Source organism: Cryobacterium sp. TMT1-62 (assembly GCF_004403145.1).
Lineage (GTDB): Bacteria > Actinomycetota > Actinomycetes > Actinomycetales > Microbacteriaceae > Cryobacterium > Cryobacterium sandaracinum.
This window is the reverse complement of the sequence record NZ_SOGZ01000045.1, coordinates 42,788-69,098: the sequence shown is the minus strand read 5'-3', so window position 1 is coordinate 69,098 and position 26,311 is coordinate 42,788. Positions and strand designations below refer to the sequence as shown.

The 26,311-nt window shown below is 69.2% G+C and carries 29 protein-coding genes; 18 read left to right on the top strand and 11 right to left on the bottom strand.

Going from position 1 to position 26,311, the window contains the following annotated elements; genetic code table 11:
* Positions 1-2 precede the first annotated feature (2 nt).
* From E3T34_RS13290 to E3T34_RS13260, 7 genes are all read left to right on the top strand, one after another.
* Positions 3-1,133 (top strand): bifunctional 2-methylcitrate synthase/citrate synthase, encoded by a 1,131-nt coding sequence (locus tag E3T34_RS13290; RefSeq protein ID WP_134343262.1) that lies wholly within the window; start codon positions 3-5, stop codon positions 1,131-1,133.
* A gap of 36 nt (positions 1,134-1,169) precedes the next feature.
* Entirely contained in the window at positions 1,170-1,787 is a 618-nt protein-coding gene (locus E3T34_RS13285; protein WP_134343261.1) for a phosphoribosyltransferase, read from the top strand.
* A complete protein-coding gene (locus tag E3T34_RS13280) occupies positions 1,784-2,503 on the top strand; it encodes a Type 1 glutamine amidotransferase-like domain-containing protein (RefSeq protein ID WP_134343260.1) in 720 nt (239 codons plus the stop codon). The genes E3T34_RS13285 and E3T34_RS13280 overlap by 4 nt, the downstream gene beginning before the upstream one ends.
* A gap of 10 nt (positions 2,504-2,513) precedes the next feature.
* Positions 2,514-3,200, top strand: a complete 687-nt coding sequence (locus E3T34_RS13275) for a uracil-DNA glycosylase (protein ID WP_134343259.1) — start codon at positions 2,514-2,516, stop codon at positions 3,198-3,200.
* Positions 3,201-3,226: 26 nt separating this feature from the next.
* Positions 3,227-3,805, top strand: a complete 579-nt coding sequence (locus E3T34_RS13270) for a GNAT family N-acetyltransferase (RefSeq protein WP_174720224.1) — start codon at positions 3,227-3,229, stop codon at positions 3,803-3,805.
* Positions 3,806-3,849: 44 nt separating this feature from the next.
* The gene (locus E3T34_RS13265; protein ID WP_134343258.1) at positions 3,850-4,212 is read left to right on the top strand and encodes a hypothetical protein; all 363 of its coding nucleotides are present in this window, start codon (positions 3,850-3,852) and stop codon (positions 4,210-4,212) included.
* Between the two features lie 72 nt (positions 4,213-4,284).
* Complete coding sequence (locus E3T34_RS13260) at positions 4,285-5,739, top strand: amidase (RefSeq protein ID WP_134343257.1); 1,455 nt, start codon at positions 4,285-4,287, stop codon at positions 5,737-5,739.
* A 139-nt stretch (positions 5,740-5,878) separates the two neighbouring features.
* On the opposite strand, the gene E3T34_RS13255 is transcribed toward E3T34_RS13260, so the two are convergent.
* The gene (locus tag E3T34_RS13255) at positions 5,879-7,945 is read right to left on the bottom strand and encodes an MMPL family transporter (RefSeq protein WP_134343256.1); all 2,067 of its coding nucleotides are present in this window, start codon (positions 7,943-7,945) and stop codon (positions 5,879-5,881) included.
* A 61-nt stretch (positions 7,946-8,006) separates the two neighbouring features.
* Here E3T34_RS13255 and E3T34_RS13250 point away from each other — a divergent pair, with 61 nt between their 5' ends.
* From E3T34_RS13250 to E3T34_RS13240, 3 genes are all read left to right on the top strand, one after another.
* Positions 8,007-8,531, top strand: coding sequence for a MarR family winged helix-turn-helix transcriptional regulator (locus tag E3T34_RS13250; protein ID WP_166785903.1), 525 nt, complete (start codon positions 8,007-8,009; stop codon positions 8,529-8,531).
* A gap of 92 nt (positions 8,532-8,623) precedes the next feature.
* Positions 8,624-9,124 (top strand): Fur family transcriptional regulator, encoded by a 501-nt coding sequence (locus E3T34_RS13245; protein WP_104099152.1) that lies wholly within the window; start codon positions 8,624-8,626, stop codon positions 9,122-9,124.
* Positions 9,121-10,617: a catalase gene (locus E3T34_RS13240; protein WP_134343255.1), complete on the top strand. Its 1,497-nt coding sequence runs from the start codon at positions 9,121-9,123 to the stop codon at positions 10,615-10,617. Before E3T34_RS13245 ends, E3T34_RS13240 begins: the two co-directional genes overlap by 4 nt.
* 155 nt (positions 10,618-10,772) lie before the next feature.
* Here the strand turns inward: E3T34_RS13240 and E3T34_RS13235 are convergent, their stop codons facing one another.
* On the bottom strand, positions 10,773-11,192 hold the full coding sequence (locus E3T34_RS13235; RefSeq protein ID WP_134343254.1) for a DUF302 domain-containing protein: 420 nt from the start codon (positions 11,190-11,192) through the stop codon (positions 10,773-10,775).
* Positions 11,193-11,348: 156 nt separating this feature from the next.
* Between E3T34_RS13235 and E3T34_RS13230 the strand changes: the two genes are divergently transcribed.
* Complete coding sequence (locus tag E3T34_RS13230; protein ID WP_134343253.1) at positions 11,349-11,630, top strand: hypothetical protein; 282 nt, start codon at positions 11,349-11,351, stop codon at positions 11,628-11,630.
* 298 nt (positions 11,631-11,928) lie between these two features.
* Here the strand turns inward: E3T34_RS13230 and E3T34_RS13225 are convergent, their stop codons facing one another.
* From E3T34_RS13225 to E3T34_RS13185, 8 genes are all read right to left on the bottom strand, one after another.
* Positions 11,929-12,771, bottom strand: coding sequence for an SDR family NAD(P)-dependent oxidoreductase (locus E3T34_RS13225; RefSeq protein WP_134343252.1), 843 nt, complete (start codon positions 12,769-12,771; stop codon positions 11,929-11,931).
* A 15-nt stretch (positions 12,772-12,786) separates the two neighbouring features.
* Positions 12,787-13,170, bottom strand: coding sequence for a Fe-S oxidoreductase (locus E3T34_RS13220; RefSeq protein ID WP_134343251.1), 384 nt, complete (start codon positions 13,168-13,170; stop codon positions 12,787-12,789).
* Positions 13,171-13,295: 125 nt separating this feature from the next.
* Positions 13,296-14,768: an NAD(P)/FAD-dependent oxidoreductase gene (locus tag E3T34_RS13215; protein WP_104099673.1), complete on the bottom strand. Its 1,473-nt coding sequence runs from the start codon at positions 14,766-14,768 to the stop codon at positions 13,296-13,298.
* A 67-nt stretch (positions 14,769-14,835) separates the two neighbouring features.
* The gene (locus E3T34_RS13210; RefSeq protein WP_233191189.1) at positions 14,836-15,642 is read right to left on the bottom strand and encodes a crotonase/enoyl-CoA hydratase family protein; all 807 of its coding nucleotides are present in this window, start codon (positions 15,640-15,642) and stop codon (positions 14,836-14,838) included.
* Between the two features lie 44 nt (positions 15,643-15,686).
* The gene (locus E3T34_RS13205) at positions 15,687-16,532 is read right to left on the bottom strand and encodes an arginase family protein (protein ID WP_104099674.1); all 846 of its coding nucleotides are present in this window, start codon (positions 16,530-16,532) and stop codon (positions 15,687-15,689) included.
* Between the two features lie 73 nt (positions 16,533-16,605).
* Positions 16,606-17,253, bottom strand: coding sequence for an NADPH-dependent F420 reductase (locus tag E3T34_RS13200; protein ID WP_134343250.1), 648 nt, complete (start codon positions 17,251-17,253; stop codon positions 16,606-16,608).
* A gap of 67 nt (positions 17,254-17,320) precedes the next feature.
* The gene (locus tag E3T34_RS13195; RefSeq protein ID WP_134343249.1) at positions 17,321-18,052 is read right to left on the bottom strand and encodes a PspA/IM30 family protein; all 732 of its coding nucleotides are present in this window, start codon (positions 18,050-18,052) and stop codon (positions 17,321-17,323) included.
* Between the two features lie 169 nt (positions 18,053-18,221).
* Positions 18,222-20,288, bottom strand: coding sequence for a TPM domain-containing protein (locus tag E3T34_RS13185; RefSeq protein WP_134343247.1), 2,067 nt, complete (start codon positions 20,286-20,288; stop codon positions 18,222-18,224).
* Positions 20,289-20,387: 99 nt separating this feature from the next.
* Here E3T34_RS13185 and E3T34_RS15915 point away from each other — a divergent pair, with 99 nt between their 5' ends.
* The 7 genes from E3T34_RS15915 (at position 20,388) to E3T34_RS13155 (ending at position 25,652) form a co-directional block, all read left to right on the top strand.
* Positions 20,388-20,558 (top strand): hypothetical protein, encoded by a 171-nt coding sequence (locus tag E3T34_RS15915; protein WP_166784753.1) that lies wholly within the window; start codon positions 20,388-20,390, stop codon positions 20,556-20,558.
* A gap of 59 nt (positions 20,559-20,617) precedes the next feature.
* Positions 20,618-21,466 (top strand): aldo/keto reductase, encoded by an 849-nt coding sequence (locus E3T34_RS13180; RefSeq protein ID WP_134343246.1) that lies wholly within the window; start codon positions 20,618-20,620, stop codon positions 21,464-21,466.
* 35 nt (positions 21,467-21,501) lie between these two features.
* Positions 21,502-22,074: a GNAT family N-acetyltransferase gene (locus E3T34_RS13175; protein WP_104099679.1), complete on the top strand. Its 573-nt coding sequence runs from the start codon at positions 21,502-21,504 to the stop codon at positions 22,072-22,074.
* A 76-nt stretch (positions 22,075-22,150) separates the two neighbouring features.
* Positions 22,151-23,482 carry a M20/M25/M40 family metallo-hydrolase gene (locus E3T34_RS13170; RefSeq protein WP_134343245.1) on the top strand — a complete coding sequence of 444 codons (1,332 nt, stop codon included), beginning with the start codon at positions 22,151-22,153 and terminating at the stop codon, positions 23,480-23,482.
* 23 nt (positions 23,483-23,505) lie between these two features.
* Positions 23,506-23,949, top strand: coding sequence for a DUF1294 domain-containing protein (locus tag E3T34_RS13165; RefSeq protein ID WP_104099680.1), 444 nt, complete (start codon positions 23,506-23,508; stop codon positions 23,947-23,949).
* 402 nt (positions 23,950-24,351) lie between these two features.
* Complete coding sequence (locus E3T34_RS13160; protein ID WP_134343244.1) at positions 24,352-25,299, top strand: hypothetical protein; 948 nt, start codon at positions 24,352-24,354, stop codon at positions 25,297-25,299.
* Positions 25,296-25,652 (top strand): GntR family transcriptional regulator, encoded by a 357-nt coding sequence (locus tag E3T34_RS13155; RefSeq protein WP_347232367.1) that lies wholly within the window; start codon positions 25,296-25,298, stop codon positions 25,650-25,652. Before E3T34_RS13160 ends, E3T34_RS13155 begins: the two co-directional genes overlap by 4 nt.
* A 60-nt stretch (positions 25,653-25,712) precedes the next feature.
* Here E3T34_RS13155 and E3T34_RS13150 read toward each other — a convergent pair whose 3' ends face one another.
* Positions 25,713-26,066, bottom strand: a complete 354-nt coding sequence (locus E3T34_RS13150) for a hypothetical protein (RefSeq protein ID WP_134343243.1) — start codon at positions 26,064-26,066, stop codon at positions 25,713-25,715.
* Between the last annotated feature and the right edge of the window lie 245 nt (positions 26,067-26,311).

Genomic DNA, 26,311 nt, shown 5'->3' with positions numbered 1-26,311 from the left:
ACATGAGTCAGAACGAACCGACCATTTACAAGGGCCTCGCCGGCGTCGTGGTCGACCATACGCAGGTGTCCAAGGTCAACCCCGAATCGAACTCGCTGCTGTACCGGGGCTACCCGGTGCAGGAACTCGCGGCACAGAAGAGCTTCGAGGAGGTGGCCTACCTGCTCTGGCACGGCGAGTTGCCGACCGACGTCGAGCTGGGCGAATTCGAGGAGCAGGAACGCTCCCTCCGGCACCTGAATCCTGCGGTGAAGCGCGTCATCGACGAGCTGCCGATGACGGCGCACCCGATGGACGTCGTGCGCACGGCGGTCAGCCTGATCGGCGCGAACGACCCCGATGCGGCCGACGCGTCGCCGGCGGCCAACCGTGCCAAGGGCCTGCGGCTCTGGGCCCAGATGCCGGCGATCGTGGCCTACGACCAGCGCCGCCGCCACGGCCTCGAGCTGATCGAACCGCGCAGCGACCTCGGCTACTCGGCCAACTTCCTGTTCATGACGTTCGGCGAGGTGCCCGAACTCGTGGTCGTGAACGCGTTCGATGTGTCCATGATCATGTATGCGGAGCACTCCTTCAACGCGTCGACGTTCACCGCCCGCGTGATCACCTCGACCCTGTCCGACCTGCACTCCGCGGTCACCGGAGCGATCGGGGCTCTCAAGGGCGCGCTGCACGGCGGGGCGAACGAGGCCGTGATGCACATTTTCGACGAAATCGGGCTCGGCCTGGGCGCCGGGAAGCGCGCCGAGGCGTGGCTGAATGAGACCCTCGCCGCAAAGCGGAAGGTGATGGGCTTCGGCCACAGGGTGTACAAGCACGGGGACTCGCGGGTACCGACCATGCGCACCGCGCTGGTCACCCTGGTCGAGCATTATGACCGGCCGGACCTGCTGGAGCTCTACGAATCCCTCGAGGCGGGGATGACGACGCGCACCGGCATCCTGCCCAACCTGGACTACCCGTCGGGACCGGCGTACAACCTGATGGGATTCGACACCCTCACTTTCACGCCGATCTTCGTCGCGGCGCGACTGACCGGGTGGACCGCGCACATCATCGAGCAGACCGCATCGAATGCCCTGATCCGGCCGCTCTCGCTCTATAACGGCCACGAGGAGCGGCACCTGGCCTGAGCTCATCGTGACCGCGCCGTGACCTACCATTGGGAAATGGGATTCGACGCGGACGACGCTGCACGTGATAAGACCGGAATTGAGCGGGAAGTGCTGGGCTGGGACGTGTTCGCGGACGCGTCCCGCCAGCTGTCGAAGGCGGTGCTGTCGAGCGGTTTCCAGCCGGATGTCGTGATCGCCATCGCCCGCGGCGGGCTGCTGCTCGCCGGCGCCATGTCGTATGCGCTGGGCACCAAGAACTGCGGCAGCATCAACGTGCAGTTCTACACCGGCGTCGACGAGCGCCTCCCCGTGCCGGTCCTGTCGGGACCGATGCTCGACGCGCCGTCGCTAACCGGCCTGCGGGTGCTGCTCGTCGACGACGTCTCCGACTCCGGGCACACCCTCGCGATGGTCGTCGCGCTGCTGCGGGAAACCGCCTGCGAGGTGCGCACCGCCACCCTGTACACGAAGCCTCGCACCGTGCTGGTGCCCGATTTCACCTGGTGTGAAACGGACCGCTGGATCGTGTTCCCCTGGTCCTCGCTGCCTCCCGTAGCGGAGAGCCTCACCGGTGCGAGCCTGCCGGGCGGCGCACAGCTCGATGACGACCTGCCTGTCGCGAGCCTGCTCGCCGCCAGCCTGCCCCTCGTGGCCCGGGGCGCCCTGCTGTGAGCGTGCACCTGGTCGGCGGCGGTTGGAACCCCCGGACAGACGCGGCCGTCTTCGGACCCTTCCTGGCCGAGGCCACGGCGCGCGGAGTCGTGGCAGGCCGCGCGGAGCCTGGCATCGCGATCCTCGTCGTGCGTGCCGAAGACGTCGCCGACCACGCCGCGAACCTGGTCGCCGCCGTTTCCGCGGCCGGCGAGTTCGAGCCGAAGGTCACCGTCGTCGCCCCTGGCGACGTCTTCGCCCTGACCGCTGTGTCCGAGGCCGACGGAATCCTGGTCGGCGGCGGAGTCACCCCCGCCTACCTGGTTGCCGTGGCCCCGATATTCGGTGAGATCCGTCGTCAGGTGGCCGCCGGCATCCCCTATCTCGGATTCTCTGCCGGCGCGATGATCGCGGCCGAGCGTGCCCTGATCGGCGGCTGGCGCATGGGCGGCGTCGAGGTCAGCGGCGAACACGCCGCCGAGGGGCTCGACGAGATCACCGTTGAACCCGGCATCGGGCTGCTCGACGTCACCGTGGAGGTGCACGCCGCCCAGTGGGGCACGCTGTCCCGGTTGGTCGCGGCCACCGAGGCCGGCCTGATCGACGGCGGCCTGGCCGTCGACGAGAACACCGCGCTGGTCGTCGGCGAGGGCGCGCTCAGCGTCGTCGGAGCCGGCAGTGTCTGGCGGGTCAGCGAGGCCGACGGCGGGGTGCTCGTGAGCACCTTCGGGGCCTGAGCCGAGCATCATGCCCGTCACCCTCGCGGCGCTGACCGAGAGCCGGGCCATCGATCTTGGCTGGGCCCAGGCGCTGGCGCCGGTGGGGCCGGAGATCGACCGGATGGCGGAGCTCCTGCGTGCCGAGACTCTGGCCGGCCGTATCTGGCTACCGGCTCCGGAGAACGTCTTCCGCGCCTTCGCCGAGCCGTTCGATGCCGTGCGGGTGCTCATCGTCGGCCAGGACCCGTACCCGACCCGGGGACATCCGATCGGGCTCGCCTTCGCGACCGAGGCACACGTGCGGCCGCTGCCGCGCAGCCTGGCGAACATCTGCCGGGAGCTGCACGACGACGTGGGCGTCACCGCCGCCACCGGAGACCTCTCGCCGTGGTCGCGGCGGGGGGTGCTGCTGCTCAACCGCGTACTCACCGTGCAGGCCGGCCTGGCCGGGTCGCACCGGCGCCGCGGCTGGGAAAGCGTGACCGAGCAGGCCATCCGCGCCCTTGTCGCCCGGGACCGGCCGCTCGTGGCGATTCTGTGGGGGAAGGATGCCGGCACGCTGCGGCCGCTCCTCGGGGACACGCCGGTGATCGAGTCCGCGCACCCGAGCCCGCTGTCGGCCAGGCGCGGATTCTTCGGTTCAAAGCCGTTCAGCCGGGCCAACGAGTACCTCGGCCGCACCGGGGCGGCCCCGGTGGACTGGTCCCTCGGGTAATCTGGAGCTCTCTGGAGGAGTTAGCTGTGCTTGAAGAGGAATACCAGCCGCGTCGGCAATTGCCCCGGCACCTTCGACCGACGCCCGCGGAAGAGGCGCCGTTCGGATTCACCATGCGTGAGGCCCAAATCACCGATCTGCCGTATATCCGGGAGGTCTACAACTACTACGTCGCCAACAGCACGGTCACCTTCGACGTCGACCCGATGACCCTCGCCGAGTGGCGCAGCAAGTTCTACTATCTGGGCAAGCTCGGGATGCCGTTCATCGTGGCCGTCTCCCCGGCCGGCCAGCTGCTCGGCTACGCCCTGGTCAGCCCGTGGAAGCAGAAACGCGCCTACCGGTTCACGGTCGAGAACTCGATCTACCTCGGAGCGGCCTCCACCGGCAAGGGACTGGGCCGGATGCTGCTCGGCGAACTCATCGAGCGCTCCCAGGCGGCCGGGCTCAAGGAGATCATCTCGGTCGTCGCCGACCAGGGCGCCGACGCGTCGATCAAGCTGCACCTCGACTTCGGATTCGCGGAGATCGGCCGGATGGGCAAGGTCGGCTTCAAGTTCGACCGCTGGCTCGGCACCGTGCTCCTGCAGAAGAGCCTCAAATAGGCGCAGCGGCGAGTCTGCGGCCGGCGGACGCCTAAAATCGAGGGATGACCGATGCCCTGCCCACCCTGCCCGAGCGCCACACCGTGTTGCGCTCGTTCGCAGGACACCTCGAGGCCGGCCCCGACGCCGTGTTCAACCGGCTCGTGACGGCGATGGCCTCGGGGGCGGCCGGCGGGGGCAACGTGCACACCGACCGGGACCGACGCCGACTTGTGCTGCGGCGCGGCTGGTGGTACCGCGGCGAGTACCAGGTGCTGCCCGAGGAGGAGGCCGGGTCGCTCGTACAGTACGAGATCATCAACGTCGCGCAGCTGCTGCCGTGGGCCGGGTCGTGGGCGGCGGCATCCGTTCTCCGCGCCGCGCCGCGGGCGTTCCAGGCGTTGCTGACCGGGCTGTCCCACTCTTGAGCGTCGCGCCGCTGAGCGCCTCGCCGCTCCGTCGCGCCGATGCCCGGCATCCCGGCTGGTTAGGCTCGGGGGATGGCCGCTCCGCATGAACTGACCGCTCTCGAACAATGGCAGGCGCTGCAGCGCGGTGAGATCAGCCCCACCGAGCTGACCGAGCACTACCTGGGCCGGATCGAGGCTCAGGACTCTGGCCTCGGCGCGTTCGTGAGCGTGACAGCGGATGCCGCGCGGAAGCGGGCCCGCTTCGTCGAGCAGCTGATGCCGCGCAGCATGCCGCTCTGGGGTCTGCCCTTCGCCGACAAGGACCTGCAGAGCCGCGCCGGCGTGCCGGCCCGGTTCGGATCGCGGCTGATGCAGGATTACGTGCCGGCCGAGTCCGACGATCTCGTGCTCGCCCTGGACGCGGCCGGCGGCGTGAGCCTCGGCAAGACCAGCACGCCCGAGTTCGGGCTGCCGTCGTACACCGAGACGCTGGCCGGGCCGCCCGCGCGCAACCCGTGGGACCGCTCCCGGGGCGCGGGCGGCTCCAGCGGCGGGGCGGCGGTGGCCGTCGCCGCCCGGCTGCTTCCCTTCGCTCCGGGCTCCGACGGCGGCGGCTCGGTGCGGATCCCCGCGGCAGCCTGCGGTCTCGTCGGCCTGAAACCGTCGCGTGGCCGGGTGCCCTCGTCGTCCGGGATCAACACGCTCGGCGGTCTCAGCGTGGCCGGACCGCTGGCACGGACGGTGGCGGATGCCGCCCTGCTGCTGGACGCCATGATCGCGCCGCGAGGCGGGCATCCGCAGCACCTGTACTCGCTCCGGCCCCCCGGCGACGATGCACCTCTGCTGGCCGCCGCCGTGCGCGGCGAGGGCCGGTTCCAGCTCGGCGTGATGACAACCTCCGCCTGGGATGACGCCTACCCGATCGAGATCGCTCCCGAGGCGCTGGCCGCCCTGATGGTGGCCGTCGACGGGTTCGCGAGTATGGGCCATGGCCTGGAGGAGACGGCGCTCGAGCCCGACGACAGCTACGTGCCGGCGTTCCGCGCGATCTGGCAGGCCGGCGCTGCGAGCATCCCCGCCGACACCCCGGAGCAGGAGAAGCTGCTCGAGCCGCTCACCCGCTGGCTGATGAACCGCGGCCGGGAGCTGTCCGCTCGGGATCTGGCTCAGGCGCTCACGGCCCTGTCGGCTTACGAGCGGTCGTTCATCCGCCAGTTGTCCCGGTTCGACGCGGTGCTGACCCCGGCGCTCGCGCTCACGCCGCGCCCGCTGGGCTGGTACGACGCGGTCGACGGGGAGCGCAACTTCGCCCAGCAGGTGCAGTACACCCCGTTCACGTCCATGGTCAACGTGAGCGGACTGCCCGCGATCGTGCTGCCCGTTGCCGAAACCGGGGCTGGACTGCCGATGGGAGTGCAGCTGATCGGCCGGCCGGGCGGGGAGGCCACGCTACTGGCGCTCGGTGCGCAGCTCGAACGGAGGCTGCAGTGGCAGCACCGCACGCCGCCCGAGGCCGGCGGCCTCGGACTCCCGTGCGCCCGCTGAGCGATTCCGAGCGCGCGGTCAAACCAATTCGACGGAGATTTTGGGTCAAGCACCGGTTTTTGAGCCTGAACACGCGGTCTAGAGCAAAATCTCCGTCGAATTCGTTCGGGGTTCGACACGGATTCTCGACCGCGGTGCGCTAGACCAGCGGGGCCTTTGCGGCCGGACGGGACGGCCACCAGAACCTGTCGCCGGTGAGGAACACCAGCGCCGGCACCACGAGGGTGCGCACCACGAGCGTGTCGAGCAGCACGCCGATGCAGACGATGACGCCGATCTGGGTGAGAGCCACGACTGGCAGCACGCCCAGCACGGCGAAGACCGCCGCGATCAGGATGCCGGCGCTCGTGATGACCGCGCCCGTCGACGACAGGGCGCGCACCATGCCCTCCTTCGTGCCGAACCGGATGCTCTCTTCCCGGGCTCGGGTGGTGAGGAAGATGTTGTAGTCCACCCCGAGGGCCACCAGGAAGAGGAACGCGAACAGCACCACGTTGGTGTTGAAGGCGGGGAAGCCCATCAGGTTCTGGAAGATCCAGTTGGAGGCACCGAGGCTGGCGAAGTACGTCGCCAGCACGCTGAGGATCAGCAGAACGGGTGCCACCAGGGAGCGCAGGAGCAGGGCGAGGATGGAGAACACGATCGCCAGGATCATCGGGATGATCAGGGCCTGGTCGGCCTGGGCGCTCGTCTTGTTGTCGAACGCCGTGGCGTCGCTGCCGCCGACCAGCGCCTCGGACACGTCGCCCGAGGTGTCGGCATAGGTGCCGCGCAGTGTGTCGATGACGGAGAAGGTTTCGTCGCTGCCCGGCTCGCTGGACGGGGAGAGGTTCAGCCGGGTCAGGCCGTTCGCGCTCTCGCCGGGCATCACGGACTCGACGCCGGGCGTGTCGGTGGCAAGCGTCGTGGCCTCGGCGGCCGCGGCATCCGGTACCAGCACGATGGTCTGGCTGGTCAAGCCGGCCGAGAAGGATTCCTTCACGATGGCCTGCGCCTGCACCGATTCGGGCTTGCCGAGGAGTTGGTCGGCCTGCGACAGCCCCACGGAGGCGCCGATCAGGCCCAGGCTGAGGGCGCCGATCGCGGCGACGGATGCCGCGGTGACTACGATCGGACGGCGCTGCACGCCCCGACCGAGGTGGGTCCAGAAGCCGGGACGCAGCTCGGCACCGGCGCCCGGCACGAAGCGGGGGATGAACGGCCAGAACAGGCCGCGGCCGCAGACCACAAGGGCAGCCGGCAGCACGACCAGCGCGAAGATGATGGCGATGACGACACCGATAGCGCAGGCGAAACCGAGCGCGCGGTTGCCGGACAGCTCGGCGAACAGCAGGGTGAGCAGGCTGAGCGCGACCGTGCCGCCACTGGCGGCGATGGCCGGGCCGGCACCGCGCACCGCGGCCAGCATGGCGTCGTTGCGGTTCTCGGTGCGGAGTAACTCCTCGCGATAGCGGGCCACGAGCAGCAGGGCGTAATTGGTGCCAGCGCCGAAGACCAGCACGGACTGGATGCCGGCGACGGAGGGGTCGAGGGTGATGCCGAACGGCTCGGCCAGGGCGCCGACGACGACCCCGGACAGGCCGTCCGCGATGCCGACGACGACGAGCGGAACGATCCAGAGCACGGGACTGCGGTAGGTGACGATCAGAAGCACGGCGACGACGATCACGGTGACGAGCAGCAGCCGGAAGTCGGCACCGGCGAAGGCGTTGGTGATGTCGGACTGAAAGCCGACGGCGCCGGTGACGAAGGCGTTCAGACCGCTCGGCAGTGCGTCGGACGCGGCGTCACGGATGCCGGTGGCCGCCCCGCCGATGTCGGCATCGGCCTCGTCCGCGTCCAGCGGAACGATGCTGATCGCGGCCTGCCCGTCATCGCTGAACCGCGGCATGGTGGCCTGCGGCACGATCGACTCCTCGGCGAGGGCGGTGCCGCGTTCGGCGATGGCTGCGATGTCGGCCCGGGTCAGGTCGGCACCCTCCCGGGTCCAGACCACGATCGCGGAGGTCTGCTCGGCGGAGGGGAACTCGGCGAGGAGAGCGTCGACCTGTGCGGCCTGGCTGGATGTGGGCAGCCCGGAGGTGGGAAACTCCTCGGAATCGTCGGAGGGGAGGAGGGAGAAGAGCAGACCGACGGCGACAATCGTCGCGATCAGTACGATCCAGGCCGTGCGTCGACCGGTGATGATCCGCTGAATCGCGAGCAAAATTCCTCCAAGAAGCCTGATTGCTAGGCGTCCTAGCAATCTTCGTAATAGTATGGCTCCTATGGAAGAGCGTCGCAAGTTCGCTCCCGGCTCCGCGGCCGGGGTCGTCGGCGCGCCGGGGAGCGGCGAAAGTCGGGATTCCAGTCTGCCGGTTTCGGACCGGATCGGGTTCCAGCTGCACGACATCGTGCACCTGTCCCGCGCCTTCGAGCGCCAGGTCGGGCAGGCGCTCGAGGTGAACGCCACCGACCTGTCCGCGATGGAGCACCTGATCCGGGAGGGGTCGCTGACCCCGGGCGAGCTGTCCCGCCGCCTGGACATCTCCACGGCGGCAACCACTCTCGTGGTCGACCGGCTCGTGGCCCTCGGTCACGCCCAGCGCCATCCGCACTCGTCGGATCGGCGCAAGGTGGTCGTGGTGCCGGCTCAGGAGTCGGTTTTGCGGGCGTTCCAGCAACTGCTTCCGGTGATCGGGGGAGTGGCGGCGCTCACCCAGGATCTCTCTGATGAGGAACGAGAGGTCATCGAGGCCTTCCTGGCCCGGGTCGTCGACGTTTACCAATCGGCACTCGGCTCGCCGTCCTGAGCCGGTGATCCGCGCCCAGCAGCCCGCGTGCGCCACGCCCGGTGGTCGCCAATTGTTTTGAGTAATTCAAAACAACTGTTAGCGTGGGGCGCATGACGGAAACAGGGCGGGTGCGGGCGGTTGAGGCTTCCGGTCTGCTCGCCGACAGCATCCGTGCGTCTGGGCTCAAGGTCACCGGGCCCCGCTTGGCGGTGCTGCGTGTTCTCGACCAGGCCCCGCACTCGACCGCGGAGCGGCTCTACGCCACGGTTCGAGCCGAGCTGCCGGGCACCTCACTGCAGGCGGTATATGGTGTGCTCGCGGCCTTCACCGGCGCGGGGATCGCCCGCAAGATCGAGCCGGCCGGCTCCCCGGCTCTCTTCGAACGCCGGGTCGGCGACAACCACCACCACATCGTCTGCACCCGGTGCAGCGCGGTGCACGACGTCGACTGCGCCGTGGGTGAGTCCCCCTGCCTAACGCCCTCGAACACCTCCGGATTTACCGTGCAAACCGCCGAGGTCACCTATTGGGGCCTCTGCCCCGATTGCCAGACCTCCACACTCACCGCACTTTCCACACCTGCACCGCTGTCGAACGAAGGAGCACAATGACAATCAAGTCCACCACCACGCAGACGGGAACGCCCGTCGCCAGCGACGAGCACTCCCTGACCGTTGGAACCGAGGGAGCCACTGCCCTGCACGACGTCTACCTGGTCGAGAAGCTCGCCCAGTTCAACCGCGAGCGCATCCCGGAGCGCATCGTGCACGCCAAGGGCGGCGGAGCGCACGGCGTCTTCGAGGTGACCGGAGACGTCTCCGCGTACACCCGCGCCGCCGTCTTCGCGCCCGGAACGACCACCGAGACGCTGCAGCGCTTCTCCAGCGTTGCCGGTGAGCAGGGCAGCCCCGACACCTGGCGCGACGTGCGCGGCTTCTCGGTGAAGTTCTACACCTCCGAGGGCAACTACGACATCGTCGGCAACAACACACCGGTGTTCTTCATCCGCGACGGCATCAAGTTCCCCGACTTCATCCACTCGCAGAAGCGTCTGCCGGGCTCCGGCCTGCGCGACGCGACCATGCAGTGGGACTTCTGGACCCTCTCCCCGGAGTCCGCGCACCAGGTGACCTACCTGATGGGCGACCGCGGCCTGCCGCGCTCCTGGCGCGAGATGCCCGGCTTCGGCTCGCACACCTACCAGTGGATCAACGCCGCCGGTGAGCGCTTCTGGGTCAAGTACCACTTCACCTCCAACCAGGGCAACATCGAGATGGAGGGCTCGGAGGCTGAGCTCATCGCGGGGGCCGACGCCGACTACTACCGTCGCGACCTCTTCGACGCCATCGATGCCGGAAACTTTCCGTCTTGGGACGTCTCGGTGCAGATCATGCCGTACGACGACGCCAAGGCCTACCGGTTCAACCCGTTCGACATCACCAAGGTGTGGCCGCACGCAGACTACCCGCTGGTCAAGGTCGGCACGCACACCCTGAACCGCAACCCGGAGAACTTCTTCGCTGAGATCGAGCAGGCCGCGTTCTCCCCGGCGAACTTCGTGCCCGGCATCGCGGCGAGCCCTGACAAGATGCTGATGGCGCGCATCTTCTCCTACCCGGACGCCCAGCGATACCGAGTCGGCACGAACTTCAACCAGCTGCCGGTGAACGCCGCGAAGGCTCCCGTGAACAACTACTCGCAGGATGGCGCCGCTCGCTATCACTTCAACGCGACGGATGTCCCGAACTACGCTCCGAACTCGCTGGGCGGCCCGGTGGCCGACCCGCAGGCGGCAACCGACGGAAGCTGGGAGAACGACGGCGAACTCGTGCGCGCCGCCGCGCAGCTGCGCAGCGAGGACAGCGACTTCGGCCAGGCCGGGACGCTGTACCGCGAGGTCTACGACGATGCCGCCAAGGCGCGCTTCCTCGACACCATCACCGGTGCCATCAGCGGGGTGGAACGTCCCGAAGTGACCGAGCGAGCTATCGCGTACTGGACCAGCGTCGACGCCGACCTCGGCGTGAAGCTGCGCGCGAACCTCGCGACCTGGGCCGAGGCCGACCTGCTGGCCGAGGCCGCAGCCGGGTACGCCGCCCCGTAGCAGCAGCGCTGCACCCGCAGAATCCGTTCACGACAACGCCCGGCCTTTTCGAGGTCGGGCGTTGTCGTGTCGATGCGCTCGCGAGCTGAGTCAGCGGCAAGCGGAGCGCGGAGCGCGGCGCCCGGTGGACCTGCGCATCCAGCGCTGCGCGTTGGCTACTGCGTTGCGCCGGCGAGCACGGCCGCAAGGGCTGCGCGCAGCCGGGCATCCGCTTCGATGGAGACCTGCTCGATCTCCGGTTTCGTGCTGAGCTGCGCCATGATGGCCGGGTCGAGGGCTTCCACGGTGGTTTCACCGGCCCCCGCGTGGCGGCGCACGACCACGTTGCAGGGGAGCAGGGCGCCGATGCCCGGGTCGGCGGTCACGGCCCGCTGGGCCAGGGCGGGATTGCAGGCACCGAGAATCAGGTAGTCGCCGACGGCGTCGGCGGCCTCCTGGCCGAGCTTGGCGGCGAAGGTGGACTGTATGTCGATTTCGGTCAGTATGCCGAATCCCTGGTCGGCCAGTGCTTCCCGGGCCATCCGGACCGTTTCGTCGAACGAGACATTGACCGTGACGGTGTGTGCGTAGCTCATGCTGTTCCTCCACTTGGGTGACATTCACTCGGTTCATTCACTCGGTGACATTCACTGGGGACCGCGACGCCCCCAGACCATCATGCGCGCCACCGGCCCGATCTGCCACCGTGAACGGGTGGATTCTCGTTAGGTCAGGCATTTCATACGTGGGACATGCTTACCTCGACGGATGCGCCCGGCGCCAGCCGCCCCCGCGCGAGCTGCCGGCCATTCGCGGTCGAGGTTGCTCACGTGCTCTGGCTATCGTCCCCATTCACCCGGTCCACTTTCACCGGCCCCGAGCTGCACCGGTTCGGCCACAAGGGAGCTCAGGGTGGGCGCCTGAACCTACAGGTGCCGCGGCACGTCCGGCTCGTCGTGTGGCCAACTCAGGAGATCCGTCCGGGCACTCCGGACATCCGGGCTGATCCTGCACTGCTTCGCACCGGCTGGTGACTATGGGTGACGGATGTCCTGAGTTGGCCACGCGCGCGCGCTTGGCCGCCCTGACCCGCGGAGGCAGGACGCAGGGCGGCAAGGCCCATCGACCGGAGCCGTGGCGAGCTCGGTGCGCAGCCGGAGTTTCTCCCGTTTGGAGTTCCGCACCGCGACCCGAACCCCGAACGAATTCGACGGAGAATTTTGGCCGAATCGGCCCAAAACAGCGCGAGAAAGCCGTTTCGAAGCAAAATCTCCGTCGAATTCGTTCGACACCAGAAGCCTCGTCCAGGAGGCTCCGGCCAGGAGGATCCGGCTAGGAGGCCAGAGGCGCCGAGTGCGCGGCGACCAGCGCGGAACTCTGCTCCCAGAGGGCGGCGGCCAGCTGAGAGTCGTAGGCCTGCTTGTTCGCCTTCTGGATGCGACGTTTCTCGTAGTACTCGCCCGATGCCCAGTCGGTGCCCGGCGTCGCGGTGGCCAGCCAGACCAGGGTGTCGGCTCCCTGTTCAGCGCCGAGCAGCAGGCGTTTGAGTGGAGTCTGGTAAATGAGGCGCATGAGGGTCGTCGACCCGGTGGAGAAGCTCGTTGCCACCACGCCGGGGTGGAAGGCTGCAGTGGTGAGTCCCTCGTCGCTGTAGCGGCGGTGGAGTTCCCTGGTGAAGAGGATGTTCGCGAGCTTGCCGTCGCCGTACGCCTTGTTCGCGGAATACTTCGTCTCGCCCTGCAGATCGTCGAGGTCGATCTTGCCGAAGAGCTGGTTGGCGGCGCTGGACGTGTTGATCACCCGGGCCCGACTGGCGACGAGTCGGTCCATCAACAGCGTGGTGAGCAGAAAGGGAGCCAGGTGGTTGACCTGGAAGGTCTTCTCATAGCCGTCAACGGTGGTTACGCGGTCGCCCATAATGCCGCCGGCGTTGTTGGCGAGCACGTCGATGCGCGGATAGTGCTTCTGCAGCTCGGCGGCAAGGGCGCGCACCTCGTCGAGGCAGGCGAAGTCGGCCACGAGAAATTCGGCACCCAGTGCCTCGGCGACCGCGGCGGTCTTGGCTGGCGAGCGGCCCACGATCACGACTCGGTCGCCGGACTGGCTGAGGGCGCGGGCGGCGGCGGCGCCGATCCCGTCGCTGGCGCCGGTGATCACGATGGTGCGTGCGGTCATTCTGGGTCCTCCGGGTTATTTGACATAGCCGCCCTTTTTGAGGCCGGCCTCGATCTCGAAGCGGTTCTGCAGCGGATTGCGGCCGGCCGCCAGGTAGAGCAGCGGGAAAACCATCCCGAAGCGCTGCCACTGATGTTTGTGCACGGCCTCGTGTTCGAGGATGGCCATCGACACGTTCTGGTTGGTCAGGTAGCAGCCGCCGACACAGGCTCCGCCGCGTCCGAATGCCCAGGAGGGCATGCCGCGAAAAACGATGAGGCCGCCTCGGCGCTCGACCTTGCCCGTGCTCCAGATGGAACCCCAGATCACGCCGACCGTGGTGGCGTACAGGTAGCCGGCCCGGCTGATGGGGGAGTCGAAGAAGATGCGGCGCACTCCTCCAGCGTAGGTGGCCCCCACGATAGAAGCCTGGGTTTCCCATGATCGATTCACAGCGGAGGTGGCGCGGGGCAGGTGGTGGAAGGTGGCGCGGGTTGGAAAGTGCGCCAGCCTCCACCGGGTGCGCCGCGAGGGCGAAAGCGCGGCTACGGGCGACCGTACTCCTCGAGCAGCCGCAGCCAGACCTCGCTCAGGGTGGGGTAGCTCGGCACCGCGTGCCACAGCCTGCGGATCGGCACCTCGCCGACCACGGCGATGGTCGCCGCGTGCAGCAGCTCCGCGACATCCGGCCCCACGAAGGTGACCCCGATCAGAACCTCACGGTCGAGGTCCACGATCGCGCGCGCCGACCCGGTGTAGCCGTCGGCGTGCACGGATGCCCCGGCCACCTGGCCCAAGTTGTAGTCCAGTACCCGGGTGCGGAACCCGGCCTTCTCGGCAGCAGCCTGGGTCAGTCCCACAGATGCCACTTCGGGGTCGGTGAAGGTGACCTGCGGCACGGCGGCATGGTCGGCTGTGGCGACGTGCGATCCCCACGGGGCGTCGTCGACGGGCGTGCCGGCGGCCCGGGCCGCGATCACGTCACCGGCCGCGCGGGCCTGGTACTTGCCCTGGTGGGTGAGGAGGGCCCGGTGGTTGATGTCGCCGACGGCATACAGCCAGTCCCCGGTCAGGTCCGGCGCGGTGCCCCGCACCAGCAGGGTGTCGTCGACCTCGAGCCAGTCGCCCGGTGTGAGGCCCACGGTCTCGAGCCCGACATCCGCGCTGCGGGGAACCCGGCCGGTGGCCACGAGTACCTCGGTCGCGGTGACCCCGCTGCCGTTGGAGAGGGTGAGTGTCACATCGCCGTCGGCGGTGCGGGCCGCCCCGGTGGTCGACACCCCGGTCAGCACGGTGACGCCCGCCCCGCGGAGGGCCGCGAGCACGAGTTCACCGGCGAAGGGCTCCTGACCGCCGAGCAAATCGCTCCGAACGATCATCGTGACCTCGGCGCCGAGCCCGGCGTAGGCGGTGGCCATCTCGGCGGCGACCACGCCGCCGCCGATGATCGCCAGACTGTCCGGGATTCCGGGGGCACTGGTGGCCTCGCGGCTGGTCCACGGCGACACGGCTGCCAAACCGGGAATATCGGGCAGCAGCGCCGCCGACCCGGTGCTGACGACCACGGCGTGCGCCGCGACCAGTACGGTCGTGGTGCCGTCGTCAGCGGTCACGGTCACTTCCCGCACGCCGGTGAGGCGGGCGTGGCCGCGCACCAGGGTGATCCCGGTCTTCTCCAGCCAGCGCACCTGGCCCTCGTCGGACCAATTGCTCGTGAAGGAGTCGCGGCGGCGCAGAACGGCCGCGATGTCCAGGTCGCCGGTCACGGCCTCGGCCGCACCGCCGACGCGCCGGGCTGCGTCGAGGGCCGCTCCGCTGCGCAGGAGCGCCTTCGACGGCATGCAGGCCCAGTAGGAGCACTCGCCGCCGACCAGCTCGGCCTCGACGATCACGGTGCGGAGGCCTGCCTGCGTCGTGCGGTCGGCGACGTTCTCACCCGCCGCGCCGGCGCCGATCACGATGACGTCGTAGCTCGTGGCGGAAGGGTCAGGTGGGGTGGTGCTGGCGGCGGCAGACATCCGTCTCTCCTTTGGTCAGTGGTGCAGATGAATGGTGCTGTAGTTCCGATGAGGTGGTGATGCCAGCCTAACGACCCACGAAAGTAGCCGGCCGGCGGCTGACGAATGCCTCCATGCCGATGCGGGAATCTTCGGTCGCGGCCAGGCGGGCCAGGGCCGGCTGCAGCCCCGCCTCGGCGGCCGCGGCACCCTCCCGCGCGGCCGTGCGGGCGTTGGCCAGCGTGGCCTGCACGGCCAGCGGGGCCTGGGCGGCGATCCGCTCGGCCAATTCCAGCGCGCGCTCGAACTGGGTGCCGTCCGGCACGACCTCCTGCACGAGCCCGATGCGGTGGGCCTCGCGGGCGTCGAACATGTCGCCGGTGAGCATCCAGCGCATGGCGTTGCCCCAGCCGGCCGCGCGCGGGAAGCGGATGGTCGCGCCGCCGAACGGCAGGATGCCGCGCGCCACCTCGATCTGGCCGAAGCGGGTGGACTCTGACGCCACGGAGATGTCGCTCGCGAGCATCAGCTCGATGCCGAGGGTGAGGCAGGTGCCCTGCACGGCCATCACCACGGGCTTGGACACGCTTGGCCCGTCGACCTGCCACGGATGGATGCCGCCGGGCGGCACCATGTCGAGGCCGTCGGGGCCAAGCCGGGGGCCGATGTCGGCCAGGTCGAGGCCGGCGGTGAAGTGGTCGCCGACCGCGTAGACGAGGCCGACCCGCAGCTCAGGGTCGCGGTCGAGTTCACCGTAGGCGAGGGCCAACTGCGTCAGCAGCGCCAGATCGGCGGCGTTGCGCTTCTCCGGACGGTTGAACCCGATCAGCAGCACGTGCCCGCGCCTCTCGGTGATGATCCTCGACGGATCGGAAACGGAGTGCTGCTCGTTCACGGATGCCTCCCTTGGCCTCGTGACGCTGGCGCGTCGGTCCCATGCTATGGCTGAGCAGGTCGGGTCAGCGCGCCGATGATGCGCAGGATGCTCGGCAGGTCGTCGGTGGCGGCCTCCGGCGAGGCCGGGGCGAAGCCGGCGATGGTGGCGCCGGCCAGTTCGAATTCGGCGCGCAGGGCGGTGATCAGCCGGTTCAGGGTGTCGACGCTCAGCCCGAACGGGTAGAGGTCGGCCAGGCCGGCCAGCGCCGACGGGTCGAGCACGTCCAGGTCGAGGTGTAGGTAGAAGGTGCCCACGCCCGTGGCGCGCAGGGCCGCGACGAGCGCGTCGGGAGGGTCGAGGTCCTCGACCGGAAGACTCACTATTCCGCGGTCCTGGATCAGGGCGTCCTCGGCCGGGTCGATGGCGCGCGCGCCGCCGATCACGACGCGTTCCAGAGGAACGCGCTCACCCGGGTCGAGGGTCAGGCCGTCGGCACCCTCGCCGGTGATGGCGCGCAGCACCATCCCCGTGAAACCTCCGGACGGTGAGGTGTCGGGGGTGTGCAGGTCGGGGTGGGCGTCGAGCCAGACCACGGCCAGGTCATCAGGATGCTGCCGCGACGCATGCTCGACGGCCGCCAGGGACACCCCGTTGTCGCCGCCGATCGTGACCACCGGGCCAGCGCCGCCGTGCAGTGCAGCCGTGAGGCGTTCGCGCACCATCATCAGGGTGGAGAAGCGGTCGATGCCGGTGTCGAGAGAATCGCCGGCCTCGACCGGCACCGGCACTTCACGGGTGACGGAGTAGGGAAGATCACCTCGGATCGCCTCCGCCCCGTCACTCAGGCGCATCGCGCGCGGAGAAACCGAACCCTGCCACTGTGGCACGACAACGAAGGAGGGAGCCATACTTCAGTATGCTCCCAGAGCTTCCCCGCGCGCGGGATTTTCGTGCTGGATCGGGCCGATCTACGCGCAGCGCCTATTGGTCGCGGTAGCGCGCAGCGGCGTCCGTCGCGTCCCGCAACTCGGCCGCGTTCAAGCGCGGGCCGTAGCCGGGGGTGTCCCGCTGGATGCGCCAGCCCTCGCTGAGCGCGCCGACGTTGACGGTGTCGTAGCCGAAGCGGTCCAGCAGTGCGGTCACGGTAGCGGCGGCGGAGGCGTCGTCGCTGGCGATGACCAGGGCGCGCCGGTTGACGGACCCGGCCGGCTGACCGTGCTCGGTGAGATCGGCGGCATAGATGTGGTTGAACGCCTTCACGATCGTGGACTCCGGCAGGCGATCGCGGAGCAGCTCGGCCGTGGTGGTGCTCTCGTCGTCGAGTGCGGCGATGTCGCCGTCGCGCTGCGGGTAGTAGTTGTTCGTATCGATCACGAGCTTGCCGGCCAGCTCCGTCGTGGGCAGGGTGTGGATCTGGTTCAGCGGGATGGTCACGACCACGAGGTCGCCGGCCGCGGCGGCCTCGGCGGGGGTCGCGGCGCGGGAGTGCGGGCCGAGCTCGCCGATCAGATCAGTGAGGGTTTCGGGGCCACGCGAATTGCTCACGACCACGTCGTATCCGTTGGCCACGCCGAGTCGTGCGAGCTGACTGCCGATGTTGCCGGCGCCGATGATTCCGAGAGTTGTCATGCTAGGGACAACGCCGGGCGCCGACGGGATGTTCCCGTCGGCGCCCGGTTGCGCTGGAGGCTCAGGGCTACTGCGTGATGGAGCCGGCGCCGCCGGATTTGAGCGCGGCGAGGCGGGCGTCGACCTCGGTGAGCTCGCCGAGGTCCTCGAGGCTCTCGAACTGGGCGTCCAGGCTCGACGCGGCCAGCTCGCTGGCGCCCCGAACGCGGGCCTCCTCGCGGCGGATCTTGTCCTCGAAGCGGCTGACCTCGCTGGTGGGGTCCATCAGGTCGATGCTCTTGACGGCATCCATCACCTTGGTCTGCGCCTCGGCGGTCTTCGACCGGGCGATCAGTTCGCTGCGCTTGGCGGAGAGCTGGTCTAGCTTCTCCTTCATCTTGTTGAGGCCGTCCTTGAGCTGGGCCACGACGGCCGTCTGCGAGGCAATCTGAGGCTCGGCCAGCTTCGCCTCTTTCTCCGACTGCATCTGACGGCCGAGGGCGACCTTGGCGAGGTTGTCGAAACGGTCGGCGTCGGCCGCGTTTCCGGCGGTGCGCAGCTGGTCGGCCTTGCGGCTCGCGGCCAGGGCCTTGCCACCCCACTCGGTCGCGGCCTCGACGTCTTCCCGGTAGTCGTCCTCGAGCAGGCGCAGATTGCCGATCGTCTCGGCGATCGCGCTCTCCGCGTCGGCGATGCTGTTGGTGTAGTCGCGAACCATCTGGTCGAGCATCTTCTGCGGGTCCTCGGCGGAGTCCAGAAGCGCGTTGATGTTCGCTTTCGCCAACTGGGAGATACGGCCAAAGATGGACTGTTTCGTCATTGTGCGGTGTCCTTTCGAGTTCCGGAGCATCGGCTGACCTCCAGTGTGTCGGTTTGTGCTGGTCAAGACGTGTGGACCGCCGTGCAGGCTGCGACGGCTGCGACGGCTGCGACGGCTGAAACGGCTGAAACGGCTGCGACGGCTGCGACGGCTGCGACGGCGCCGGTTTCTAGAACCGCCCGCCCCCGCCCCGGCGTGAGCGGGAACCGGCACCGCCGAAGCCGCCGGGCATGCCGAAGCCGCCGCCGCGCCGGCCGCCGCCGCCGCCACTGAACATGCCACCCCCGCCGCCGGAGAGGATTGTGTTGATCAGGATGCCGCCGAGCACGGCCCCCATGACCCCGTTCCCGCCGCTACCGCCGGCTCGGTAGCCGGGACCGTGGCCGCCCGGAACCTGGCCGGCGAACCCGTCCACGTCGTTCCGGGCGCCGGCGATGGAGGCCGCGGCCAGGGAGTTGGCCCGTTGCGAGGCGGCGAGAGCGGCACCCGGGTCGGTGGCGGCCAGCGATTCGGCCTCCACGAGAACCCTGCCGGCCTCGGCGACCCGGGTGCGCGCCTCCGCGCCCACCGCCCCGCGCCGGGTGCTGATGAAGTCTTCCGCGGCCGACACCTGCCCGCGCGCGGCGAGCAGGTTCTGGTTGAGGGTGGCCCGGGCGCGCTGGACGTGCGCCTCGGCGTCCCGCACGCCCTGCAGCGCGGCATCCATCGCGGTGTTGGCGGCGTCGAGCATCGCCATCACCTCGAGCGGGTTGATCCGGCCGGCCGCGGAGCGAGCGCGCACCTCGGCGAGGGTCTGTTCGGTCTGGCTGATCACTCCCGGCAACGCGGCGGCGGCCTCGGTCGACGTGGGCAGGCCGCGCGCGGTCACCAGATCGGTCTGCAGCTCGGCGACCGTGGCCGCCATCTGCCGGGTCGCGCCGGCGAGGTCGGTGCCCAGGCGGTCCACGGCGTCCAGGAGCAACCGCGCCTGGTCGACCGATACCTCGGCCGCACGGATGTCCACGGCCGCGGCCGCCGTATCGCCGGCACCCAGCCGGGTGGTGGCCCGGGCCAGAGCGGTCTCCGTGAAGGCGAGACGCTCGCGGGCCTCGGCCGGGTTGTCGGCAACCGTGCCGAGCGCCACGTCGGTGTACCGGGCGGCCAGGGCCGCCAGGCTCTCCTCGCTGCCGGCGAGCCGGGCCCGCACGGCCTCGGCGCCCTGGGACACGGCAGCGGCGACCTCAGGCGCGTTCTTCTCCAGCTGGCGCAGTTCGTCGAAGTCGTCGGCCTGCGCATCGAGGGTGAGGTTGGCCTGGCTGCAGAGGTCGATGATCGCGGCGTGCCAGGCGCGCGCCTGCTCTTCGGAGTCGGGTTCGGCGTCGTCGAGCTTCTGCTGCAGGGTGAACGCCTGGCTGAGCTGCTTCTGCGCCGTTTCGAGCGCGGCCCGGAAGGCGGTGGTGACCTCCGTGCCGTACTGGGCGATCGCGAAGCCGAGCTCCTGCTCACTGGAACGGATCGCGTCGTCGGTCTGCACGAGGGTACTCGAGGCGCGCCGCTTGAGCTCGGGCGTCGGCAGGGACTGTAGCCCGGTCGGCGCTCCGGCTCCGGCTGGCAGGGCACGCCCCCGCCCGCGTCGGGCGAGCAGGATGACCGCTCCGGCGACCAGAAGCACCAGCACGGCGATGATCACGAACACGACGATGAGAAACCCGCCGGCACCGCCGCCGGGGCTTTCGTCCCCGGGGGTGATCTCGCCGGCCGAGACCGGCTCGCCCCGCAGAGCCGCGGAGAAACCCTCGGCTGCGGCGATCGCGGCGCCGGCCCAGTCGTTCTGGCGCAGAGCCGGCTCGATGGCGACGGTCTCGATCTCCTGGAGCTGGGCATCCGTCAGGGCGGAGTCGGGGGCCACGGAAAGTTGGTACTGGCGGTCATCCGTCGCTACGGCCAGCAGCACGTCGTTGGTGCCGAGGCCGTTGTTGTCAGCCGTCTGGTCGGCCCACTGCTCGCGGTCCTCGACCCCTGTGAAACTGTCGACATAGGCCACGAAGAGGTCGGCTCCGGTCTCGGAATAGAGCTCGTCGAACGCGGCCGTGACCTCGTCGGCGCGGGCGGTGACGGCGTCGACCGTGTCGACGATGTGGCTGGCGCCGAAGTCGACCGGGTTTTGCGCCCAAGCCGCCGTGGGCGCCGACGCGCTGGACATCGCAAAGCTCAGAACCGCCGCAACCGCGACCGGAATCAACCACCGTGACCGCATGGACCCCATCCTCACACCACCATCGACACTCGGGCGTTCCCAGGTCGAGCATAGGACGGCGACACAGGCCCGTCCACCGCCCAGGCAGGAGTATCACTGTTGCCCACTGTCACGGCGGCTGGCTGGCTGGGCATCTGCCGCGGGCTGCAGATCATCGACGACACCCCTGATGGTCAGGTCGAGGTCGTCCAGCACCTCGCCGGCGCCCGCCGGGTCTCGAGCCTGTCGATCGGCCCTGAACGGGAATTCGCTTCACCGTGCGCCGTTTAGGTCAGGGTGGGGCGCGCAGTCTTCTCCGTGCGCCTCGTCGACAAAAGGAGCTCTACGACATGACCGCAGCACCGACGACATCCATTCCCCGCATCACCCTCAACAACGGAGAGACGATCCCGCAGCTCGGGTTCGGCGTGTACCAGATTGAGCCGGCCGACACCAGGCGGTCGACGCTCGCCGCCCTCGAGGTGGGCTACCGCCACATCGACACCGCCGAGATGTACGGCAACGAGCAGGGCGTCGGCGAGGCCGTGCGCGAATCCGGCCTGGATCGGACTGACGTCTTCGTCACGAGCAAGCTCAACAACGGCTTCCACTCCCGAACTGATGCCCTGGCCGCCTTCGAGCAGACGCTCGAGACCCTCGGCTTCGACTACCTCGACCTCTTCCTGATCCACTGGCCGCTGCCGGCCGTCGGAGACTTCGTCGAGACCTGGAAGGCGTTGGAGGAGATGCACGCCTCCGGGCGGGTGAAGACCATCGGCGTCTCCAACTTCCAGCCGCAGCACCTGCGGCGTCTCCTCGACGAGACCGGCACAGTGCCGGCCGTCAACCAGATCGAGGTGCACCCGTACCTGACCCAGGACAACGTGCGCGCGTTCAACACGCAGCACGGCATCGTGACCGAAGCGTGGTCGCCCATCGCACAGGGCAGGGTGCTCGGCGACCCCGTGATCACGGCCATCGCCGGCCGCCTGGGCCGCTCTGCCGCTCAGGTCACCCTGCGCTGGCACCTGCAGCGTGGCGACATCGTGTTCCCGAAGTCCGTCACCCGCAGCCGGGTCGAGGAGAACTTCGCGCTCTTCGACTTCGAATTGACTGCCGACGACCTGGCTGCGATCACAGCGTTGAACCGCGACGAGCGCACCGGCCCCGACCCGGACCAGTTCAACTGGATTCCCTGACCACCCGCAGGGGTCCGGGTCACTAGTCTGGACGGATGCCGCTCGAGACCCGCACCGCCCGCCTCCTGCTGCGCCGTTGGCGTGAGTCAGACCTGGCGCCGTTCGCCGCGATGGGGGAGGACCCGGAGGTGATGCGGTACTTCCCGTCTCGGCTGACCCGGACCCAGAGCGACGAGCTCGCCGGCCGGGCCGACCGGCTCTTCGAGACGCACGGCTACGGACTCTGGGCGCTCGAGAAACAGTCGACGGGCGACTTCATCGGCTTCACCGGGCTCGCTCCCGTGCCCGCGTTCATCCCCGGACCCGGCGGGCTCGAGGTCGGCTGGCGGCTGGCCCGCTCCTTCTGGGGCCAGGGCTACGCCACCGAAGCCGCCCGGGCGGCCCTCGATGTCGCTTTTGGGCGGCTCGATCTCGAACAGGTGCAGGCGATCACGGCGGTCATCAACGAACCGTCGCGGGCCGTGATGGAACGACTCGGGATGACCGCGACCGCCGAGTTCCAGCATCCGAAAATTCCCGTCGGCTCACCGCTCCGGGTTCACATCCGCTACGCGGTTTCCCGGGCGGCCGCCGCCCAGGCGTGCGCCGCGGCCGATCTCACCCGGTAGAGTTCAGGCACTTTACAAAAGGACTGGCCGCCACCATGGAATCGACTGTCGCGCACCATCTCCGTCCAGCGTGCGCATGAGCGACCATGAAGCCCTGACCCGCCAGACGGTGGACCTGCTGCGCGACCTCATCCGCAACGCCTGCGTCAACGACGGCACTCCCGATTCGGGCGGCGAGATTCGCAGCGTGCGTACGCTCGAGGGGTTCTTCGCCGGGTCGGGACTCGACCTCGAGGTGGTCGAACCGCATCCGGGCCGCGCCTCCCTGATCGCTCGAATCCGGGGCACCGATCCCACGGCGCCCACGCTCGCCCTGGTCGGCCACCTCGACGTGGTGCCGGTCGACGACGGCGGCTGGAGCCGCGACCCCTTCGGCGCCGAGATCATCGACGGCGAGATCTGGGGACGCGGCGCCCTCGACATGCTCTACCTGACCGCCAGTTACGCGGTCGTCACCCGGGCCATTGCGACCGGACCGTTCCGGCCGCGCGGCGACCTCATCTTCGCCGCGGTTGCCGACGAGGAAGACGGCAGCCACTTCGGCGTGGAATGGCTCACCGAGCACCGGCTCGATCTGATCGACGCGGACGCCGTGCTCACCGAGTCCGGCGGGGCCATGGTCGGGCCGCGGCCGCTGATCTCGACGGCCGTCGGCGAAAAAGGTATCGCCGGGCGGCGCCTTTCCGTGCGCGGCACCCCCGGCCATGGGTCGGCCCCGTGGGGCGCGCGCAACGCCGCGGTGATCGCGGCGGATGCCGTGGGGCGCCTGGCCCGCTACCGCGCCCCGGTGCAGATCACCGCCGACTGGCGCCGATATGTGCAGGCCCTCGACCTGGAACCCGACCTTGCCGCGCGCCTGCTCGACCCGCACCGGATCGACGGCGCCCTGAACGAGCTCGGCAGCCTGGCCGGGTTCGCGCACGCATCCACCCACACCACCATCTCGCCCAACATCGTGCGGGCCGGGGTGAAGGACAACGTCATCCCCGCGCTCGCCACGATCACCCTCGATATCCGGGTGCTGCCCGACCTGTCAGCCGCCGACGTCGACGCCTACCTGCGGGAGGCGCTCGGCGACCTGGCCGACGAGGTCACGATCGAGGGCGACGAATTCGCCGCGGCCACCCGGTCCGCGGTCGACACGCCGCTGTTCCACTCGCTCGGCAAGGCCGTGCGCCGGGCCTACCCCGACGCCGACCTGCTCCCGGTGCTCAGCGTCGGCGGCTCCGATGCGCGGTTCTACCGCCGCCGCGGCGTCCCTGCCTACGGTTTCGCGCTGCTCGGCCGGCACTGGGACTACGGCACCTTCCGGCAGCTGTTCCACGGCAACGACGAGCGCATCGACATCGGCTCGATCGCGTTGACGGTCGCGGCCCTCGACACCGTCGTTCGCGACTTCCTCGACTGAGCTGCTGCCGCGAGAAGACACAGATGAGACAGACCAAGCCCAGGCGGCAGTCCCCACGCACGAGGCAGACCGGCACGCGGCGACGGATGCCCGCCCGCACCGGTTCGGGAGCCGTCGCCTACCTCGCCATCGTCGCCTTCACGTCGATCTACCTCGTCGTCGACGCCTACCGACCGGTCTCGATCTGGGTGGCCGCGTTCTACCTGGCCGTCAGCCTCGCCTGCTTCGTCGCCTACGCCATGGACAAGACCGCAGCGGTCGCTGCGCGCTGGCGGGTGCCGGAGAACACCCTGCTGCTGCTCGGATTCGCCGGCGGCTGGCCGGGCGCGATCGTGGCGCAGCAGGTGCTGCGGCACAAAACCAAGAAGGCCGGTTTTCGGCAGGCGTTCTGGGGCACGGTGGCCCTGAATGTGCTGGCTTTCGTCGTGATCTTCTCGCCGCTGCTGCCGGATATGCTGGCCCGCTGAACCGAGCCGAGCCGAGCCGAGCCGGGGGCGCGTGCCCGGCCGCGGGTTACTCGTTCGATGTCGAGGACGGCGACGTATTTCGTGCACAATTCCGTGGTGGGCGAACTCTATACCGTCTCCTGCCCTGACATCCTGCCGACCGGACCGCCCGACCTGAAGGCGGGCAAGGGATCGCCGACCCGGATTCCCCGGTGACGCCGGCATACCCGAGACCGTACTGGTTCACCGGCACGATCCGCGAGGTGACCGTGGACGTCAACGGCGAATCACCCCAGCTCCGGAGGTCGAGCTCCGAGCTCATATGGCGCGGCGATAGAACGGCAGCACGCCGGGATCCCTGTTGTGTATTTATGCTTGTATTGATAAGGTGATACAAAACTAAGAACACAAAAAGGGGATCTGATGCTCGGTGACGTCTGGTCCAACATGATCTTCCACGTCGCCGTGTCCACGTGGACGGTAGCCGGTCTGCTCGTGGGGTCGTGCGTGCTGCTGTGGGTCTTGACCCATGTTCCCGCCGTGCAGCGTCGGCTCGTCGCCCACGCGTCAACGGTCGCCGGGCTCGGCCTGCCGCACGCCTCGCATCCGATGGTCTTGGCGGCCCAGGTGCGGAGAGTGCGGGGCTTCTCCGGCGGCGGATTCCTCGGCGTGATCGTCTCGATTTTCCTCGTGTACTTCATCGGGGCGGACCGCAGTGGTTCGGCCACCGTGTTCCTGCTTGGCGGTTTCGTGATCGTCGGGGTGCTGGGTGGCGCGATCGCAGCCGTGGCCGGCGAGGTGGCGAGGACCGGTGAGGGTGAGCGGGTTGCCCATGGGCGGCGCACCCGCTTGGCCGATTACGTTCCGCGGTGGGAACGCGTCGGCGTTCGTGGCACCGTATTCCTCAACCTGGCGGTCGTCGGTGTGCTGGTACTGCTGCCTGTTTTTTGGAAGCTGCAGCTCTCCGTCTTCCCGCAGTCCTTCAGCGTGGCGGTCGTCGTGGCCGGGCTGGCTGTGGCGGTGCTCGCGGCCTTCGAAATCGGCGGTCGCATCGTCGTCGCGCGTCCCCAGACCATGGCGTCGGAGCAGGAGCTGGCCTGGGACGATGCGATGCGCTCGGCCGCGATCCTGGATCTGGTCGCCGCCGCGTTCCTCCTCGGTGCTTTTGGTGTCTTCTTCGGCGTTCAGGAGATCGCGATGGCGGTGCGACCGGGAATCGGTGGCGGCGTAGCCTCCGTGGAGGCGTTCAACCTGTTCGGGCTGGTCGTGCTGGGAGCGGGTGCCGCGGCATCCGTTCTCACCTCGTCACGGCGTCACTTTCGGCGAACCCTCCACGCGGATGCCGGTTCGCGCCCGGTCGGCCCGCAGTGATTCTCCGCATCGACCCGCGCTCGGCGACTCCGCCGTTCGACCAGCTGCGCGTGCAGGTCATTGCGCACATCCGGAGCGGGGCCATGGTCGCGGGAACACGCCTGCCCACGGTGCGCAGGCTCGCCGCTGACCTGGTGCTCGCGCCAAACACCGTAGCGCGTGCCTACAAGGAACTCGAGGCGGGGGGGTTCATCGAGACCCGCGGCAGGGCCGGTTCCTTCGTCAAGGCCGCACCGGACTCGGTCGAACAGCAGGCGCTCGGCGCGGCAAAGACCTATGTCGAACGGCTGCGGGAGCTGGGGGTCAGCCCGGCCGACACGGTGGCGTACGTCACCACGTTCCTGCAGAACTGAGGCCCGGCCGTTGGTGAGATCGGGTGCCGGTCGCGGCCGGTGGTCATCGGTTGCCCCGGGTCAGAACAGGTGCCGCAGGTAGCGCTCCGGGGCCTCCAGGAAGGAGCGCCAGTCGCGCACCAGGTCAAGGTCTTCCCAGGCGCACGGGCGGTAACCCCAGGGCCCGACCTCGTAGATGGCGGCGCCCGGGAGCGACGCCAGGATCGGGGAGTGCGTCAAGAGGATGACCTGGGATCCGCCCGCGTCCAGGATGTCCTGCTGGTGGCGGATCAGGGCGAGAGAACCGGTGGAGGAGAGGGCCGACTCCGGCTCGTCGAGGATCCACAAGCCCGGGTAGCGGGACCGTGTCGCGACGAGGTGGAGGAAGGATTCGCCGTGCGAGCGCTCGTGGAACGAGGGCTCGCTGACAGGCATCCGTCGTCACGTAATCGCGGAGATTTTCGGGAAACGCCGGTTCGGGGGCCATGAGCGGCGTGTCGCGAAAATCTCCGAGGTTGGTGCTGCGGGCGCACCGGATGACCCGCGGCAGCCCATGCCTCCGCACCGCTCCTGCGAGATCCCGTCCGCGCTGCTCACCGAGTGGATCGCCGCCGGGTATTCGTTCGTGGCGGAGCTGACCTGCCTGCACGACGTCGAGTACGTGGACCTGCCACCAGGCA

Excerpts from the sequence above, each read along its gene's own strand:
- E3T34_RS13165 (WP_104099680.1), top strand. The coding sequence starts at position 23,506 with ATGAGACAGACCAAGCCCAGGCGGCAGTCCCCACGCACGAGGCAGACC.
- E3T34_RS13260 (WP_134343257.1), top strand. The coding sequence starts at position 4,285 with ATGGCCGCTCCGCATGAACTGACCGCTCTCGAACAATGGCAGGCGCTG.
- E3T34_RS13230 (WP_134343253.1), top strand. The coding sequence starts at position 11,349 with ATGCTTACCTCGACGGATGCGCCCGGCGCCAGCCGCCCCCGCGCGAGC.
- E3T34_RS13265 (WP_134343258.1), top strand. The coding sequence starts at position 3,850 with ATGACCGATGCCCTGCCCACCCTGCCCGAGCGCCACACCGTGTTGCGC.
- E3T34_RS13225 (WP_134343252.1), bottom strand. The coding sequence starts at position 12,771 with ATGACCGCACGCACCATCGTGATCACCGGCGCCAGCGACGGGATCGGC.
- E3T34_RS13195 (WP_134343249.1), bottom strand. The coding sequence starts at position 18,052 with ATGACGAAACAGTCCATCTTTGGCCGTATCTCCCAGTTGGCGAAAGCG.
- E3T34_RS13275 (WP_134343259.1), top strand. The coding sequence starts at position 2,514 with ATGCCCGTCACCCTCGCGGCGCTGACCGAGAGCCGGGCCATCGATCTT.
- E3T34_RS13235 (WP_134343254.1), bottom strand. The coding sequence starts at position 11,192 with ATGAGCTACGCACACACCGTCACGGTCAATGTCTCGTTCGACGAAACG.
- E3T34_RS13285 (WP_134343261.1), top strand. The coding sequence starts at position 1,170 with ATGGGATTCGACGCGGACGACGCTGCACGTGATAAGACCGGAATTGAG.
- E3T34_RS13180 (WP_134343246.1), top strand. The coding sequence starts at position 20,618 with ATGACCGCAGCACCGACGACATCCATTCCCCGCATCACCCTCAACAAC.
- E3T34_RS13205 (WP_104099674.1), bottom strand. The coding sequence starts at position 16,532 with ATGGCTCCCTCCTTCGTTGTCGTGCCACAGTGGCAGGGTTCGGTTTCT.
- E3T34_RS13250 (WP_166785903.1), top strand. The coding sequence starts at position 8,007 with ATGGAAGAGCGTCGCAAGTTCGCTCCCGGCTCCGCGGCCGGGGTCGTC.
- E3T34_RS13160 (WP_134343244.1), top strand. The coding sequence starts at position 24,352 with ATGCTCGGTGACGTCTGGTCCAACATGATCTTCCACGTCGCCGTGTCC.
- E3T34_RS13290 (WP_134343262.1), top strand. The coding sequence starts at position 3 with ATGAGTCAGAACGAACCGACCATTTACAAGGGCCTCGCCGGCGTCGTG.
- E3T34_RS13150 (WP_134343243.1), bottom strand. The coding sequence starts at position 26,066 with ATGCCTGTCAGCGAGCCCTCGTTCCACGAGCGCTCGCACGGCGAATCC.
- E3T34_RS13185 (WP_134343247.1), bottom strand. The coding sequence starts at position 20,288 with ATGCGGTCACGGTGGTTGATTCCGGTCGCGGTTGCGGCGGTTCTGAGC.
- E3T34_RS13215 (WP_104099673.1), bottom strand. The coding sequence starts at position 14,768 with ATGTCTGCCGCCGCCAGCACCACCCCACCTGACCCTTCCGCCACGAGC.
- E3T34_RS13170 (WP_134343245.1), top strand. The coding sequence starts at position 22,151 with ATGAGCGACCATGAAGCCCTGACCCGCCAGACGGTGGACCTGCTGCGC.
- E3T34_RS13245 (WP_104099152.1), top strand. The coding sequence starts at position 8,624 with ATGACGGAAACAGGGCGGGTGCGGGCGGTTGAGGCTTCCGGTCTGCTC.
- E3T34_RS13175 (WP_104099679.1), top strand. The coding sequence starts at position 21,502 with ATGCCGCTCGAGACCCGCACCGCCCGCCTCCTGCTGCGCCGTTGGCGT.
- E3T34_RS13240 (WP_134343255.1), top strand. The coding sequence starts at position 9,121 with ATGACAATCAAGTCCACCACCACGCAGACGGGAACGCCCGTCGCCAGC.
- E3T34_RS13200 (WP_134343250.1), bottom strand. The coding sequence starts at position 17,253 with ATGACAACTCTCGGAATCATCGGCGCCGGCAACATCGGCAGTCAGCTC.